The organism is Flavobacterium sp. EDS, assembly GCF_020991525.1.
Lineage (GTDB): Bacteria > Bacteroidota > Bacteroidia > Flavobacteriales > Flavobacteriaceae > Flavobacterium.
On record NZ_JAJMOZ010000005.1, the window covers coordinates 56,920 to 72,948 of the forward strand.

The 16,029-nt window shown below is 32.8% G+C and carries 16 protein-coding genes and 4 tRNA genes; 11 read left to right on the top strand and 9 right to left on the bottom strand.

Annotation, left to right across the window (positions count from 1 at the left end):
- Window positions 1-212: 212 nt before the first annotated feature.
- From LPB87_RS09210 to LPB87_RS09235, 6 genes are all read right to left on the bottom strand, one after another.
- Window positions 213-593 carry a DUF2255 family protein gene (locus tag LPB87_RS09210; protein ID WP_230727709.1) on the bottom strand — a complete coding sequence of 127 codons (381 nt, stop codon included), beginning with the start codon at window positions 591-593 and terminating at the stop codon, window positions 213-215.
- A gap of 152 nt (window positions 594-745) precedes the next feature.
- Window positions 746-1,774: an META domain-containing protein gene (locus LPB87_RS09215; RefSeq protein ID WP_230727710.1), complete on the bottom strand. Its 1,029-nt coding sequence runs from the start codon at window positions 1,772-1,774 to the stop codon at window positions 746-748.
- 475 nt (window positions 1,775-2,249) lie between these two features.
- A tRNA-Arg gene (locus tag LPB87_RS09220) sits at window positions 2,250-2,323 on the bottom strand.
- A gap of 44 nt (window positions 2,324-2,367) precedes the next feature.
- Window positions 2,368-2,441, bottom strand: a tRNA-Arg gene (locus LPB87_RS09225).
- Between the two features lie 28 nt (window positions 2,442-2,469).
- Window positions 2,470-2,544, bottom strand: a tRNA-Pro gene (locus LPB87_RS09230).
- An 18-nt stretch (window positions 2,545-2,562) separates the two neighbouring features.
- A tRNA-Ser gene (locus tag LPB87_RS09235) sits at window positions 2,563-2,646 on the bottom strand.
- 238 nt (window positions 2,647-2,884) lie between these two features.
- Here LPB87_RS09235 and LPB87_RS09240 point away from each other — a divergent pair.
- The 3 genes from LPB87_RS09240 to LPB87_RS09250 all read left to right on the top strand — a co-directional run bounded on the left by LPB87_RS09240 (window position 2,885) and on the right by LPB87_RS09250 (window position 5,921).
- On the top strand, window positions 2,885-4,063 hold the full coding sequence (locus tag LPB87_RS09240) for an acetyl-CoA C-acyltransferase (protein ID WP_129539139.1): 1,179 nt from the start codon (window positions 2,885-2,887) through the stop codon (window positions 4,061-4,063).
- 66 nt (window positions 4,064-4,129) lie between these two features.
- A complete protein-coding gene (locus LPB87_RS09245; protein WP_129539140.1) occupies window positions 4,130-4,891 on the top strand; it encodes a C40 family peptidase in 762 nt (253 codons plus the stop codon).
- An 88-nt stretch (window positions 4,892-4,979) separates the two neighbouring features.
- On the top strand, window positions 4,980-5,921 hold the full coding sequence (locus LPB87_RS09250) for a hypothetical protein (RefSeq protein ID WP_230727711.1): 942 nt from the start codon (window positions 4,980-4,982) through the stop codon (window positions 5,919-5,921).
- Between the two features lie 55 nt (window positions 5,922-5,976).
- Here LPB87_RS09250 and LPB87_RS09255 read toward each other — a convergent pair whose 3' ends face one another.
- The gene (locus LPB87_RS09255; RefSeq protein ID WP_129539141.1) at window positions 5,977-6,819 is read right to left on the bottom strand and encodes an AraC family transcriptional regulator; all 843 of its coding nucleotides are present in this window, start codon (window positions 6,817-6,819) and stop codon (window positions 5,977-5,979) included.
- Window positions 6,820-6,919: 100 nt separating this feature from the next.
- Here LPB87_RS09255 and LPB87_RS09260 point away from each other — a divergent pair, with 100 nt between their 5' ends.
- From LPB87_RS09260 to LPB87_RS09275, 4 genes are all read left to right on the top strand, one after another.
- Window positions 6,920-7,906 carry an aldo/keto reductase gene (locus tag LPB87_RS09260; RefSeq protein ID WP_230727712.1) on the top strand — a complete coding sequence of 329 codons (987 nt, stop codon included), beginning with the start codon at window positions 6,920-6,922 and terminating at the stop codon, window positions 7,904-7,906.
- Between the two features lie 139 nt (window positions 7,907-8,045).
- Window positions 8,046-8,651 carry an NAD(P)H-dependent oxidoreductase gene (locus LPB87_RS09265; protein ID WP_129541084.1) on the top strand — a complete coding sequence of 202 codons (606 nt, stop codon included), beginning with the start codon at window positions 8,046-8,048 and terminating at the stop codon, window positions 8,649-8,651.
- A gap of 2 nt (window positions 8,652-8,653) precedes the next feature.
- On the top strand, window positions 8,654-8,932 hold the full coding sequence (locus LPB87_RS09270) for a putative quinol monooxygenase (RefSeq protein ID WP_129539143.1): 279 nt from the start codon (window positions 8,654-8,656) through the stop codon (window positions 8,930-8,932).
- A gap of 14 nt (window positions 8,933-8,946) precedes the next feature.
- On the top strand, window positions 8,947-9,927 hold the full coding sequence (locus tag LPB87_RS09275; RefSeq protein ID WP_230727713.1) for a zinc-dependent alcohol dehydrogenase family protein: 981 nt from the start codon (window positions 8,947-8,949) through the stop codon (window positions 9,925-9,927).
- Between the two features lie 142 nt (window positions 9,928-10,069).
- Here the strand turns inward: LPB87_RS09275 and LPB87_RS09280 are convergent, their stop codons facing one another.
- Window positions 10,070-10,777 carry a class I SAM-dependent methyltransferase gene (locus tag LPB87_RS09280; RefSeq protein ID WP_230727714.1) on the bottom strand — a complete coding sequence of 236 codons (708 nt, stop codon included), beginning with the start codon at window positions 10,775-10,777 and terminating at the stop codon, window positions 10,070-10,072.
- 436 nt (window positions 10,778-11,213) lie between these two features.
- Here LPB87_RS09280 and LPB87_RS09285 point away from each other — a divergent pair, with 436 nt between their 5' ends.
- Both LPB87_RS09285 and LPB87_RS09290 read left to right on the top strand, forming a co-directional pair.
- Window positions 11,214-12,482, top strand: a complete 1,269-nt coding sequence (locus tag LPB87_RS09285) for a DUF2130 domain-containing protein (RefSeq protein WP_129539145.1) — start codon at window positions 11,214-11,216, stop codon at window positions 12,480-12,482.
- A gap of 460 nt (window positions 12,483-12,942) precedes the next feature.
- Window positions 12,943-13,266 (top strand): GIY-YIG nuclease family protein, encoded by a 324-nt coding sequence (locus LPB87_RS09290; RefSeq protein WP_230727715.1) that lies wholly within the window; start codon window positions 12,943-12,945, stop codon window positions 13,264-13,266.
- Between the two features lie 182 nt (window positions 13,267-13,448).
- Here LPB87_RS09290 and LPB87_RS09295 read toward each other — a convergent pair whose 3' ends face one another.
- Window positions 13,449-14,246, bottom strand: a complete 798-nt coding sequence (locus LPB87_RS09295) for an META domain-containing protein (protein WP_230727716.1) — start codon at window positions 14,244-14,246, stop codon at window positions 13,449-13,451.
- A gap of 217 nt (window positions 14,247-14,463) precedes the next feature.
- On the opposite strand from LPB87_RS09295, the gene LPB87_RS09300 reads away from it, so the two are divergent.
- Together LPB87_RS09300 and LPB87_RS09305 are read left to right on the top strand one after the other, a co-directional pair.
- Window positions 14,464-15,048 (top strand): DUF4202 domain-containing protein, encoded by a 585-nt coding sequence (locus tag LPB87_RS09300; RefSeq protein ID WP_230727717.1) that lies wholly within the window; start codon window positions 14,464-14,466, stop codon window positions 15,046-15,048.
- A 172-nt stretch (window positions 15,049-15,220) separates the two neighbouring features.
- Window positions 15,221-15,910: a response regulator transcription factor gene (locus LPB87_RS09305; RefSeq protein WP_230727718.1), complete on the top strand. Its 690-nt coding sequence runs from the start codon at window positions 15,221-15,223 to the stop codon at window positions 15,908-15,910.
- Window positions 15,911-16,029: the final 119 nt, after the last annotated feature.

The window sequence follows — 16,029 nt, forward strand, 5'->3', positions numbered from 1 at the left end:
CTAAAGAGCACAAATATCTTCTATTCTTTTTTAAACAAAAATTTGTTTTTCTTAATATATAGAAAACAATAATTATCAAATACTCCTTAAAAACAAAGGGAAATCTCACAAGGTAAAATTATAATAGATATAATTATTATGTTCCATAAAACACAGTCCATTATCTTTAATTTGTGTGTTTTTTTACAAACCTTTAGTTGCATAACTAACTTTCATTCATTAGTATTCAAATAAAAAAATTCCATTGTATAATTATGATATTTAGGCTCAGTAATGCCGTTTACATAAATAATATTTTCTTGCTGAGTATATTTTTGCTTATAAGCTTGATCAACTAATCTATTAAGTTCATCGTCAAACAATTGCTTACCTGAAACTGTAATCACATTTTCTCCGAATTTTAACTGTCCTATTTCCTGCTTCACAAACTCTGTAAACCAGCTTTTAGAACTCATCGTCCAACTTCTGGCAAAAATTCTATTATCAACTGAAACCATCCAAATTTTTAAAAATGTCTCTCTATCTACTCCACCTTTTATTTCAATTAATGTATGTGAATCTAGGTATTCAATTAATTCAACTGGAAACATCATTTCATTCATATTTTTTAATTTTATAGATTTATAATTAACAAATTTCTTTTAGTGCGAAATGGAACAACAGTTTTATTAGTCAAAAAAACTAATCCTATATAAACAACAAAGCCTGAACATTGTCAGGCTTTGTTGTTATCTAAACTAAAAACTTACTTTACAGTTCCGAACATCATTATCAATCTATCACCAAGATAGAAATTCAATGTTTGTTCTGCTACATCAAAACGTAGTTCTTTATCACTTAAAAGAGAAAGCATTTTTTGTTCTGTTTTAGCAACTTCTTCATCAATGCATGCCATTCTAGTTGATCCTAAACCACTAAATACAATATGATCATTCCCTTTAAGAGTGTATGTTCCAAAAAAGTTATTACATCCAGTATTTCCGCTCACTTTCTTTTCAGTTGGATCAAATTTAATAGAAGCACGTCCATAATCTTGTCCTACGTTTTCTAGCATGATTAGTTTCCAATTGTTTTTAGCAATAAAACTCCAAACATCATTCTGGGTAGGAATAGAAAATTCCATGATGATTTTATTTTTCGAATTCTTAAACTGCACCTTATTATTTTTCTTTACAATTTTAAACTTTTTGTCTTTTATTGCATTAGTAAAATCCTGCTCTAATTTCATATTTTTTTCATCACAAGCCATTAAAGTTCCATAAGGAGAACCAATTTTTATTTGATTTTTTGAAGAAAGTTTAGTGAATTTTGCGCCAAAATTATTGCAACCACTTTTTCCATTAATCATTCCCGTAGCTTCATTGATTGTCAAATACACATTTCCAGTATTTATTTCTTTACCATTTAAACGTGTTAATATCATTTTTGTATCATAAATACCTTTTTCCTTTACTACAGGTGTTTTAGAAATAATACTTTTTAATTTATACTCGTAAGAAGATGCATCTGCTGGAATAACACCTTGCCTTTTAGTTCTAACAACCATAAGTTCATATCGGTTTCCTTTTTCAAAATTAAAACCTTCGATATGATCGTAAAAAAACTGCCAATCACCCTTATTATTATACTTTACTTGCAAGCATTCCATAGGAGCAACACCTTGACAAGGCACTTTATTTTCTTTAACAAACATTTTTAAGGTTTCTTGTCCATAACTCAATGATGATACTACAGTCACCATCATAAAAACAAACATGCATTTTAAATTTTTCATTCTTTTTAAATTTTATAATACTCCATGAAGTATTTGATTATTCTTTTATTAAGCTTGCATTAATTGTGCCATTCTAAAGGAACTTTATTTTTTAAAGAGATTATTAGCTTTCAAGAACAGCCTATAAACAGACAAAAAACAGACAAAATCTAAAATCATCAACAGACTTTAAAAACACTATCTTCAATAATTCAAAACATAAACATTTCTGCGCTAGACAATTCTATAGACAACACTAAAACAGTAACCATCTCGCAATTACAACCTAAAGGGCTATTAAAATTACAATAAAAAAATTTAATTATTTAATGAAGTTATATCTATATTCTCTAAAGCAACTACAATAAATCATAAAACAACCAATTTTAAATCCAGAATACTACCAATGGTAGCAATTTTGATGGAGTATAAAGAACAATTCCATTTTTCGGAAATTGCATAAAACAAAAAAACCACTCAATTGAGTGGCTTTAAGTGAACGCAGAAGGATTCGAACCTTCGACCGCCTGCTTAGAAGGCAGGTGCTCTATCCAACTGAGCTATGCGTCCTTGGATATAAATAAAAAAACCACCCGATTTGAGTGGTTTTAAAGTGAACGCAGAAGGATTCGAACCTTCGACCGCCTGCTTAGAAGGCAGGTGCTCTATCCAACTGAGCTATGCGTCCATTTCTTTTAAAACTTATGGAAAGTTTGTCGGGGTGGCAGGATTCGAACCTGCGGCCTCCTGCTCCCAAAGCAGGCGCGATAACCGGGCTACGCTACACCCCGAGGCAAAATCTTAATAAGCGGAGAGACAGGGACTCGAACCCTGGCGACAGTTACCCGTCGACAGATTAGCAATCTGCTCCATTACCGCTCTGGCACCTCTCCAAGCTCAGAGAACGTGTCTCGTTTTGCGGTTGCAAATCTAAGACAACATTATATATCTCACAACTATTTTGGAGACTTTTTTCAATATTTTTTCATGTTTTTTTAAAAAGACTTCACTATCAAACAAATACAAAAAAATATTTTTTGCTAATAATTTAAAAACAGAATCAAAACACTCAAAATTTGAATTTGTTTAAATAAACATTAAATTTGCTTCATTAACTAAATCACACAGAAAATGAACAAAAGAGTTGTTATTGTTTCTGCCGTTAGAACCCCTATCGGAAGTTTCATGGGAGGATTATCTACAGTCTCAGCCCCAAAATTAGGTGCTGTAGCTATTAAAGGAGCTTTAGAGAAAATACAATTAGATCCCAATTTAGTTGATGAAGTATTCATGGGTAACGTAGTACAAGCAGGAGTTGGTCAGGCTCCAGCACGTCAGGCAGCATTATTTGCTGGATTATCCGAGAAAGTTACTTGCACAACAGTAAATAAAGTTTGCGCATCGGGAATGAAAGCAGTAATGTTCGGCGCTCAGGCAATTGCTTGTGGTGATGCCGAAATCGTAGTTGCTGGTGGAATGGAAAACATGAGTTTGATTCCACATTATGTACAAATGCGTAATGGTACTAAATTTGGTCCAACTACAATGGTTGACGGAATGCAAAAAGATGGTTTGACAGATGCTTACGATAACAACGCAATGGGAGTTTGCGCTGATTTATGTGCAACTGAATATAACATCAGCCGTGAAGAACAAGATAATTTTGCTATTCAATCCTACGAGAGAAGTGCAAAAGCTTGGGAAGCAGGAAAATTTGATTCAGAAATCGTTCCAGTTGCAGTACCACAACGAAAAGGAGACCCGATAATCGTATCAAAAGATGAAGAGTACACTAATGTAAAATTAGACAAAATACCTTCATTAAATGCTGTTTTTACTAAAGACGGAACAGTAACTGCTGCAAACGCATCGACAATAAATGATGGTGCTGCTGCTGTAATATTGATGTCAGAAGAAAAAGCCATTGCTTTAGGATTAAAACCACTTGCTTACATAAAAAGTTATGCCGACGCTGCACAAGAACCAAAATGGTTTACAACAAGTCCAGCAAAAGCATTACCAAAAGCATTGGATAAAGCTGGAATCTCAATTGATGATGTAGATTATTTTGAATTCAACGAAGCCTTTGCTGTAGTTGGATTAGCAAATTCAAAAATACTAGGTCTGGATAATGATAAAGTAAATGTAAATGGTGGTGCCGTTTCATTAGGACATCCGCTAGGTTGTTCAGGTGTTCGAATTATCGTAACTTTAATTAATGTTTTAGAACAAAACAATGCCAAAATTGGTGCTGCAGCTATATGTAATGGCGGTGGTGGAGCTTCGGCAATTGTTATCGAAAGAGCCTAAATAATAATAAATCAGGAGTTGTTTACAAATAACAGCTCCTGATTCTTAACTCATAAAATACACTAAATGTTCGGAATTTGTAATCTAGCCATAGTGCCTGTTCGATTTGAACCAAGTGATAGAAGCGAAATTGTTACCCAAGTATTATTTGGCGAACATTTTGAAATTCTAGAACAGCAAAATCAATGGTCTAAAATTAAAATCCAATTCGACGATTACGAAGGTTGGGTCGATTCCAAACAATACCAAATAATATCAGAGGCAAATTATAATTTGTTGTCATCAGACGCACAAATTTTAAATGCCGATTTAATCGATTATATTACATCTCCAGATAATTTATTACTACCAATTCCTCTTGGTGCATCGCTAACATTTTTAAACAATAGCGAAATAAACACTTCAAATTTTGAGTTCGAAGGCACAAAAACAAGTGGAATGAAACCAAAAATAAATTTAATAAATACAGCCTATATGTATTTAAACGCTCCCTATCTTTGGGGAGGAAAAACTCCTTTTGGACTGGATTGCTCAGGTTTCACACAAATGGTTTATAAACTAAACGGATATAAAATCCACCGTGATGCCTCACAGCAAGCAATGCAAGGAGATCCTTTAAGTTTTATCGAAGAAAGTGAAGCAGGCGATTTAGCCTTTTTTGATAATGAAGAAGGAAATATTATCCACGTTGGGATTATAATGGACAACAATTACATCATTCACGCTAGTGGAAAAGTAAGAATTGATCGTCTGGATCATTTAGGAATTTACAATCCCGAAACAAACAGACATACTCATAAGTTACGCGTGATTAAGAAGATTATTTAATCATTTTTTGAGCATACCCCCTATTCGTTAGTACTAGCCAACCTATCTCATATCGATAAAAGTTAGACAAAATCTAAAACCAATTTAAATGGCAAACACATCAGAAACAATTGCAGAAATTGATATTTTTTTAGATAAATACGCACTCAAAAAGAGCACATTAACACCTCAGGACTTAATCAATTATATTGAAGATAAATGGCATCAGACCGATGATGAAAAATACAAAATCCATCAGGCAAGTATTTTTATTGGTCGAATGATTAATGAATATATAAAACTGAAAGACTACAACAATATGAAAAGGTGGCTGGATATGATGAATCTTCATTCACTATCTCAAAATCACCCCGATTACATCAATAATTATTACAGTGGCGAATGCTGTTTAGAATGTGGAAACGAAGAAAAAGCATTAGAATATTTTCATTTATCCTATACAGAAAACCCAGAATACATCTTTACTAGAGCTCCATTTTGTTTTGAATTCTTTAATAAACATCTTAAAAACCCTAAAGAACTTCCAAACAGAGAACAAGACAATGATGATTACAATACAATTAGCCTAAAAGATTGGCAATTATTCTTTAAAGAAAAAGAAGAATCTATAGAATACATCATATTAGACGACGATTCAGATGAAATCGAAGAACCTTCTATCGAACACAATAACGGAATTCAATATTTACAAAACAATCAGACAGCAATCCTAGAAAGCATCCTGTCTGAGCTTCTAAACAAATATCCCAAATTACAAGAAATCTATGATTATCCACAAGATGAAAAAGAAGATTTCATGCCGGACATCTCAGAGATAAAAAGTTTTGCAAATTTATTATCACCAGGAGTAATCTATATAACATCTGTATTCAAAGACAACATTCCTTATATTGGCTACCTATTTTCCTGTTCATGGGACGCAGAACACGGATTAGGTATAATGACTTATAAAAACCAAATAATAAAAATTGGCGGAGCAGATACTGCATTCTCAACTTGGTCAGCAGAAGAAGATTTAAACAAAAACTAAGTTTTTTTTTTTCGATCCTCTAATCTGTGGCAAAACCATTTAGCACAAATCATATTTAATTAAGACGCACCGTTTTTCTAAACTCCGAAGGGCTGTTTCCTTTTTGTTTTTTGAAGAATTTATTAAAATGGCTTTCATCTGTAAATCCAAATTCATAAGAAATCTCATTGATCCGTTTTTCACTAAACTGTAAGCGATGCTCAATTAGTTTTGTTTTATAATTACTAATGTATTGCTGCATCGTTTCATTAGCGTGTTTCTTAAAATAACGCCCTAAATAAGTCCCCGAAATTCCAAAATGCTCACTAATCGATTCCGCTTTTATTTTCTCAGGATAATAAATATTATTCTGGATGTATTGCAAAATATCCATCGCTTTTGCTTCACAACCAATATTTACCTGCTCAGGCAGGTACTTCGCAATATTTCGGGCAACTACAATAATCAGAGTATTTACCAATTGCTGAATTAATTCTTTATTATAAATATCTTTATCCTGATGCTCACGCATAATGGCTTCGATCATCGTTTTAATCAAAACTTTGTCCGAATAATTTTTTAAGATACAACCTGGCTGATGATTGGCATTTTGAAGAATATATTCTAATCGCTGAATATTTTCATTCTGCAAACTCGAATTCTTCAAATAAATATCATTAAATCTTAAGAAAAAAAACTGCGTTTCAGTCTCAATAGTAAAGTTGTGACAATCTTTAGGCGTTAACAAAAACAAATGCCCTCGCTCATATTCAAATACATTTTTATTAATGCATTGTGAACCTGTTCCAGACAACACATAAACCAATTCAAAAAAATTATGACGGTCACCCACATCAGGATATTCAGTTAGTGTTTCAAATGAAACTGTAAAAGGCTCGTATAAGTTTTCTTTTTTCATGCTGCAAATATACCTAATAAACGAAAACATATACCAATTAAAACTCTTAAATTAGGTATAATTTTGCTGAATAATTTTTAAAGCACAAAAACATACAATTATGGAATATAGAAAATTAGGTAATACAGAACTCGAATTATCAGCAATTACATACGGTGCATTTGCCATAGGAGGCACAATGTGGGGAGGAAACGAAAAGAAAGATTCAATAGCATCAATACACGCATCAATCGACAATGGAGTAACAACACTCGATACAGCTCCTTTTTATGGCTTTGGATTAAGCGAAGAAATGATTGGAGAAGCACTTAAATCTCAAAACCGATCAAAAGTACAAATCCTTTCTAAATTTGGATTAGTTTGGGATGGCAGTAATCAAGGTAAGGGAGAATTCTTTTTTGATGCCGAAGACAATGGTAAAAATATACCAGTATATAAATTCGCTTCTAAAGCTAATATCATCAAAGAAGTCGAAGAAAGCTTAAAGCGACTACAAACCGATTATATAGATTTACTACAAATACACTGGCCAGATGCAACTACACCCATAAGCGAAACGATGGAAGCTATGGAATTATTAATCCAACAAGGAAAAATAAAAGCAGCTGGAGTTTGCAATTATAATGTAGCACAAATACAAGAAGCACAAAAAACGATCCAATTAGCATCCAATCAAGTATCATACAGCATGCTAAATCGTAGTATCGAAGCCGATTTAGTTCCGCTTACAATAGCACAAAACATTGGCATAATTGCATACAGCCCAATGGAAAGAGGTTTACTAACTGGTAAATATTTTACTGATAGTAAATTAAAAGATAACGATCACCGCAATGGTTATTTTAGTCAATTCGATCTTCCAAAAGTAAAAACATTAGTAGAAGAACTAAGTTCTCTTGCCAATTCAAAAAATGCAACCTTAGCCCAATTAGTCTTGCGTTGGACAACTTTACAAAAAGGAATTACAATTGTTTTGGCAGGGGCCCGAAATGCAGAACAAGCAATTTCTAATGCAAAAGCAATGGATTTCGATTTATCAGCATCAGAACTCGATTTCATTAATCAGGCAATATCAAAAACAAAATAAGAATCTTTAGGGTGTGACCCGCTAAAAATGCGGGTCGGGTCATTCGCTAAATCTTTTATTTTTTTAAAAGAAAAAAATAAAAGGATACCGCTGCTCCCCCTCACACAAAAGAGTTACTAATACATTAGAATATAAAATGATGAAAAAAATATTTATAATAAACGGTGGACAACAATTTGCTCACTCAGGAGGGAAATTTAATCAAACCATACAAAACTGGACGACTGATTTTTTATCTCAAAACGACAAATACGAAATAAAAACAACCAATATAAACAACGAAATTAATTTACAGGAAGAAGTAGATAAATTTGTTTGGGCAGATTTAATTATCTATCACACACCAATTTGGTGGTTTCAATTACCTAATGGTTTCAAAAAATATATCGATGATGTTTTTACAGCTGGACATAATAATGGGATATACAAAAGCGACGGAAGAAGCCGTGTAAATCCAGATATCAATTACGGAACAGGCGGACTTTTACACGGACGTAAATACATGCTTACTACAAGCTGGAATGCACCTAAGACAGCATTCACTCTGCCAGGAGAATTCTTCGAACAAACTTCTGTTGATGACGGAGCTTTATTTGGTTTTCATAAAATGAATAAATTTACAGGAATGGAAAAATTAGACAGTTTTCATTTTCACGATGTTGAGAAAGGGGCAACTCCAGAAAATATTGTTATCTTTAAGCAGGAATATACTACACATTTAGAACAACTTTTTAAAACTATATAAACATGATCTCGATAACAGCCATTATTAAAAGTAAAAAAGAAAACAGCGAACAAGTAAAAATCATGGTTGAAAATCTGGTGAATCAAACCAGAAAAGAAACCGCTTGTATTCGTTATGATTTACATGCTTCTGAAAATGTTTTTATCATCTGGGAAGAATGGACAGATCAAACTGGACTCGACCAACACAATAACCAACCTTATTTACAAGAATTTGTTACTAATAGCGAAACCTTTCTCGCATCACCTATTCAGGTATATAAGACAGCACAAATATTATAAATACAAAAATGACAATGAAAGCACTTCTTATACATACTTACGAATCAGATTTTGTAAGTGTTCAGATTGACAAACCTACTTTAAAAGCAGGAGAAGTTTTAATTAAAATACATGCAAGCGGAGTTAATCCAATTGATAATAAAATAAGAATTGGTAAAGCGCCTTATGCAACACCATTGTTACCTGCAATTCTAGGAACAGATCTTGCAGGAGTTATTGAAGAAATTGCCCCAGATGTCACCGATTTTGCAGTTGGAGATGAAGTTTATGGGCTTACAGGAGGCGTTTTAGGTCTTCAAGGAACATTGGCAGAATACACCGCTGTAGATGCTAATTTAATAGCAAAAAAACCAACAAACCTAACAATGAGAGAAGCCGCTGCTGTGCCTTTAGTTCTACTTACAGCTTGGGAAGGTTTGGCAGATAGAGTAACTATAAAAAAAGGAGACAAAGTCCTTGTTCATGGAGGTGCAGGTGGCGTTGGTCATATGGCAATTCAGCTAGCTAAAATTTTTGGTGGCGATGTATATACAACAGTTTCTTCTAATAAAACAGCTATTGCAAAATCATTAGGAGCAACACCTATTGATTACAAAACTGTAGAAATAGAAGATTATGTTAATCAGCATACGCAAGGAATTGGTTTTGATATTATTTATGACACCGTAGGAGGTCAATCATTAGATGATTCATTTAAAGCAATACGTCATTATGGACACATAAGCAGCTGTGCTGCCTTTGGAACACATAATTTAGCAATAGGATCACTTCGATCATCTAACTTACACGGAGTATTTGTTCTACATCCAATGTTAAGCGGAGAAGGAAGAAAACATCATGGAGATATTCTTAAACAGGCTACAAAACTAATTGAAGAAGGAAAATTAAAACCAATTTTAGATTCTAGAAAATTTACATTAGACAATGCCATCGAAGCGCATAAAGCTGTAAGTGATGGTTCTGCTATTGGAAAAATTGTAGTAGATATTATTTAAGTTTTTAAACTAATAAATTTTCCGACCTACAAATATCCTTTGTAAAAAAAATAAAATAGGCTTTAGTTAAATCGATGATAGATTTGGCTAAAGCCTTTTAAATATCCTATCTCAAGCCAACAACTTATCGATATTAAAAAAATTACTTTATCCCACCAAAAGCACCAAAACACATGTTTTTATGTAAAATTTCGACACTGGTAAAGCCAATTTTTTTCATCAAATCCAATTGGTAATTCATAGATCGTGGCGAATCTTCTTTAGCGACATAATCCAGTACATTTTTACGGTATTCCTTGCCTCCTAGCCCTTCTAAATAATCGCCATATCGTTCCCAAGTATACTCATTTAATAATTCCGTGTCTTGAGTAATCAAATCCGAAATCATAAAGCAGCCACCAGGTTTTAATAATCTATATATCTTAGTAAAAGTTGTCTCCCAATCAGCATCATCTCGCAAATGATGTAAAACCGCTCCAGCTAAAATAATATCATAATGATTTTCTAACAATTCTACATCACGAATATCGCCTTGCTTTACTTCTACCCTATTATTGGTTGCCTCCGAAACCCTCTCAAAGGCTTTATCCAACATTGGTTTACTTAAATCAACCAAAGTGCAATTTAAATCTGGAACTTTAGAAAGCATCATCAACGTATAATTACCGGCGCCACAACCAATGTCTAATACATTTTTTGCATGAGGTACAATCCTCTTTGAAGCTTCGGTAATAAGCTCTAACGAAATTTTCGCATCAATAGTTGACAATTGCCCCGTATCTAAATTAGAAAATCGCTCGACATCATTATCAAAACGTTCCTTTATTTCTGCAATAGTTGATTTTTTCATAGTTTTTTTGTTTTAGGTTTTCACGCAGATTAAGCAGATAATCATAGTTATTCAAAAAAATGATCCGATCGCTATCAGGAGTGTCAAAAAATGATCCGCTCAATCTGCCAAATCTGCGTGAAATATTTTTTTAAAAGTACCCTTTTGATATATACTTCAAAAATACTTGTTTCATAATTCATCAATGCACACCAAATTTATAAAACTACGTTATCTAAACTTTTTTTTGACACAAGCCAATGAATTAAATGTTATCAAATTAATCCAAAAACATTGCTTTACCTGAACTTAAAATCATGAAAGCATACCATTATAATACGAAACACAAGCATGTTTATTTATCAAAAACAAAAATCCGAAGGGAGAAAACATTATGCTTATAGCTAACTTTTAAATACCTTAGCAAAAAATAATCATTACCCATAAAACTATCAAAATGGCTGAGCAATCTTCAATTCAGTGTCCAAATTGCGGAACAATAATCGATGTAAATGATATCCTAAAACACCAATTAGAGGATAGCATCCGTAAAGAATTTCAGCAAAAGGCTACTGCTCAGGCAAAAGAGTTAGAGCTTAAAAACGAGCAATTTGAAAAAGCCAAAGCTGAATTTGAAGCCAAAAAGAAACAAGAAAATGAACTTTTCACAGAACGCTTAGATCGAGAGAAAAAAGTAGCTGAAAAAGAAATTACCGAAAAACTTAAAACAAAACTCGCCGAAGAAAATAAAGACCGTTTGCTTTCGATGGAGAAAGAACTTTCGGAGAAATCTGAAAAGTTACGAGAATTAAATAAAATGGAAGGTGAGATTGCAAAACTCCAACGTGAGAAACTGGAAATGAAAGAAGCAATTGAAGCCGAATCTCAAAAACAACTCAATGCCGCTTTAGTTCTTGAACGTGATAAAATTCGAAAACAAGAAGAAGAAAAAAATGAGTTAAAAATAAAAGAATACCAAAAACAATCCGACGATCAAAAGAAGCTTATCGAAGAAATGAAACGCAAGCAGGAACAAGGTTCTATGCAATTGCAAGGCGAAGTAATGGAACTGGCTATTGAAGAATGGCTTGCTTCTAATTTTCCGTTAGATAGTATCGATGAAGTTAAAAAGGGAGCTAATGGAGCCGATTGCTTACAGATTGTAAACACCCGCGAATTACAAAATTGCGGATCTATTTATTACGAAAGCAAACGTACCAAGGCTTTCCAACCTGCTTGGATTGAAAAATTTAAAAACGATATTCGTGATAAAAAAGCCAACATTGGAGTGCTTGTTACTGAAGTTATGCCTGCTGGAATGGATCGTATGGGAATGCGTGACGGAATCTGGATATGTACTTATGAAGAATTTAAAGGACTAAGCGCTGTTTTACGCCAATCATTAATACAAGTAAGTCAAGCAGTACAGGCACAAGAAAACAAAGGCGATAAAATGGCAATGTTATACGATTTCTTAACCAGTAACGAATTCCGTTTACAGATTGAAGGTATCGTAGAAGGTTTTACACAAATGCAAACCGACTTAGATTCAGAAAAAAGAGCCATGCAACGTATCTGGAAACAACGCGAAAAACAAATAGAGAAAGTAGTCAATAATACCTTAGGAATGTACGGATCTATACGTGGAATAGCAGGAAACGCAGTTCAAACCGTAAGAGCTTTAGAACTCGATTTTATTGATGACCAAACAGAGGAATTAGAATAACTATAATTAAGGTGCTGAGTTACTAAGTAGCTAAGGCGCTAAGGTTAATATGTAAAGTACTTTGACTCCGCTCAAGAAGACAAAATAACATCAATGAACTAATTTGTCAGGTTGAACGGAGTCGAAGCCCGATTAACTAAATCTATTCCTCCTTCAATCCCCATTAGGAGGACAAAATAATGCCAACAAACTGTTTTGTCAGGCTGAGCCTAATCGAAGCTTGATAATTAAATCTAAAAATCCTTCGACTCCGCTCAGGAAGACAAGATAACATCAATGAACTATTTCGTCAGGCTGAGCGGAGTCGAAGCCAGATTAACTAAATCTATTCCCCCTTCAATCCCCATTAGGAGGACAAAATAATGCCAACAAACTGTTTTGTCAGGCTGAGCGGAGTCGAAGCCATGTTGACTATATTACCAAAACTAAGTGAGAATATAAAATCAAATTAAACCTGCATATGAAACTATATTATGTATACATTTTGAAATGTTCCGATAACAGTTATTATATAGGAATAACAAATAATATTAATAGAAGATTAAATAAACACAAATTTGGATTAAATCTTAATTGTTATACCCATAACAAAAGACCAATTGAATTAGTATTCTGCACAGAGTTTAATGATGTTAATCAAGCTATTGCTTTTGAGAAACAAATAAAAGGTTGGAGTAGAAAAAAGAAAGAAGCCATAATTAATGATAAATGGGAAGATTTAAAAAACTATTCTCAATGTCAAAATGAAAGCCATTCTAAAAACAATAATATTGAAAGCGAGTAATCCTTCGACTCCGCTCAGGAGGACAAGATAACGTCTATAAACTGTTTTGTCAAGCTGAGCGGAGTCGAAGCTTGATAATTAAATCTAAAAATCCTTCGACTCCGCTCAGGAAGACAAGATAACATCAATGAACTAATTTGTCAGGCTGAGCGGAGTCGAAGCTTGATTAATTAAAATAATAACTAGTCAACTTTCTTAAAAACCAAAAGTAATCCTGATGGATTTGACAAGGATAATCTGTTATTAGCAACAGTGTAAGTTGTTGTACTCTGAAGCGCTTGCAAAAACTCATCTTCTTTGTTATTATTACCTCCACAAGCCATTAATGTTGAAGCTACATTTGTAAAACGCAATACATCATTCTCATAAAAAATACCTCCATTAATCTGATTGCATCCTCCAAATCCTGAAAATCTGTTCTCGGCACTATAAATTTCAATTCTAGGTAATTCACGTTGAAAATCGGCTATTGTAACTTTTTTTCCATTCAATTGCTCTAAAACCCAGATATCATGTAAACGATAATCAGTGATGTATCTTCCGCAACCTTCGATCTTCTTTACGCTTGCATCACTATTATTGGTAATTTCGATTTTAACATTGTAAGGTGATTTGTCTCCAGACATAGTATCAGTACAATCCATTTGTTGAATAGTAATACTCATACTTCCTGTTTTAGTAGTAAAACGATACAACTTAACATTGGCATCCATTGCTCTTATTGGATCAACGTAAGGAGCACTAATCTCTTCTAATCCTTCAATCAGCGAGGTAAACCTAATTGTTTCTTTACCAATTTTTAAACCCCAAAAAGGCTCGTTGCCAGTAGCTTTAAAAAATGTCGAACCATCGTATTCGTCTGCATTATTTGTATTCATAGATGCCGGATTATCCTCCTTTGGTTGAGTTAAAGGTTTTACTGTCGTTTTACAGCTGAATGACAAAATTGCGACCGAGACTAATAAAAATAGTTTTTTCATGTGTGTAATTTTAAAATTAACATTTTGATTTTCAATACATTAATTTCTTTAATAAATAAAATAAATTTTTAGCTAATTTACAATAAAAAAATAAGTGCAACAATCAGCAGTAATTTGCGCTAACTCATTTGTACTGTGCTGGTACGATTCCTATTGCCATTTAGATTATTTATATCTCTTAAATTATGTATCTTTGATTGTATATATCTTCTTATAAATGACAACACCTTTTCAAAAAGCAAGTGAATGGATTGATGCCGAAAATGCTCAAGATCCAAATCAGGAATCTTATAAAAACAGTACATATCCTAAAGAGCTATTATACTCTAACAGAATGTACACTAAATTGATGGATTTTTATCCTGAAGCTTCAGAAGAAGTGCAAATTGCCTCCAAAGCCCAACACATCTGCAGATGGAAAGTAGCACGTGAATCGTATCCAATGGATCGCGTAGGATATTTAAAATGGAGAGAAGAATTAAAAAAATTTCATGCAAAAACAACAGCGGTAATTCTAGAAAAAGCAGGTTATAATGCTGAATTTATAACTCGTGTTTCTTTTTTGATAGAAAAAAAATTACTTAAAAAAGATACTGAAACTCAATTACTTGAGGATGTCATCTGTCTTGTCTTTCTAGAATATTACCTTGACCCATTTGTACATAAACACGATGAAGAAAAGCTCAAAAATATCATCAAAAAAACCTGGGATAAAATGTCTGAAAAAGGCCATCAGGAAGCGCTTAAAATAAACTATAGCGCAGAAAATCTTGAATTAATAAAAGCTTCTTTAGGATTGTAATTTATTCCCAGTCCTTCACTAATTTTTCTTTTAAAATCAATAGCATCTAAAAAAATAAAATAAAACTTATAAATAACGACCTAAAAAAAATCTGATAAAAATTAAGAATTACGTATATTAGCATAATAACCTAGCAGTTTATACGTAAAATTTAATTTAAAAATTAAGTAAAATGGCAGATATTATTCGTGTTGTTCTAGCAGATGACCATGTATTTGTAAGAGATGGAATTAAATCATTATTAAAGAACGAACCTAATATTGAAGTTGTTGGTGAAGCTGCTGATGGCATAGAAACTCTAGAAGTTGTTACTAATAAACAACCCGATTTACTTATAGTAGATATTCGCATGCCATTCTTAACTGGCATTGAAGTAGTAGAAAAACTTAGAGAACAAAATCAACTTGTTAAAATAATCATACTAACTATGTATGAATCTGAAGAATATGTATTAAAATCAATTAAAGCCGGTGCTGATGGTTATATACTAAAAGGATCAAGTAAAGAAGAGTTTTTAAAAGCACTACATACAGTCCTTCAAGGAAGTAAATACTATAGCGGCGACATATCTTCAATATTAATAAAACAACTACTCTGTAATGATTTTAATAACGATTTAAAACAATCTTTAAACGAAGAAATCATAATAACCAAAAGAGAAAAAGAAATCCTTAGACTATTATTATCCGGAAAAGGAAACAAAGAAATTGCCGAAACTCTTAGTATTAGCAAAAGAACTGCCGAGGTTCATCGTTTTAATTTGATGAAAAAACTCAAAGTAAAAAACCTAATGGAGCTGTCTAATAAAGCTACTGAATATTCTTTGGTGCAGATTAAAACAGATACTATTTCACAGTCCTAAAAACACGTATTTATACTTAGTACTATTCTAATTTCTAAATATAATATAAGTATTTCGCAAAGCCAAAAACTTGTATCAACATATATTTTTTCTGCAAGATACTTTCTTACCTCTATTTT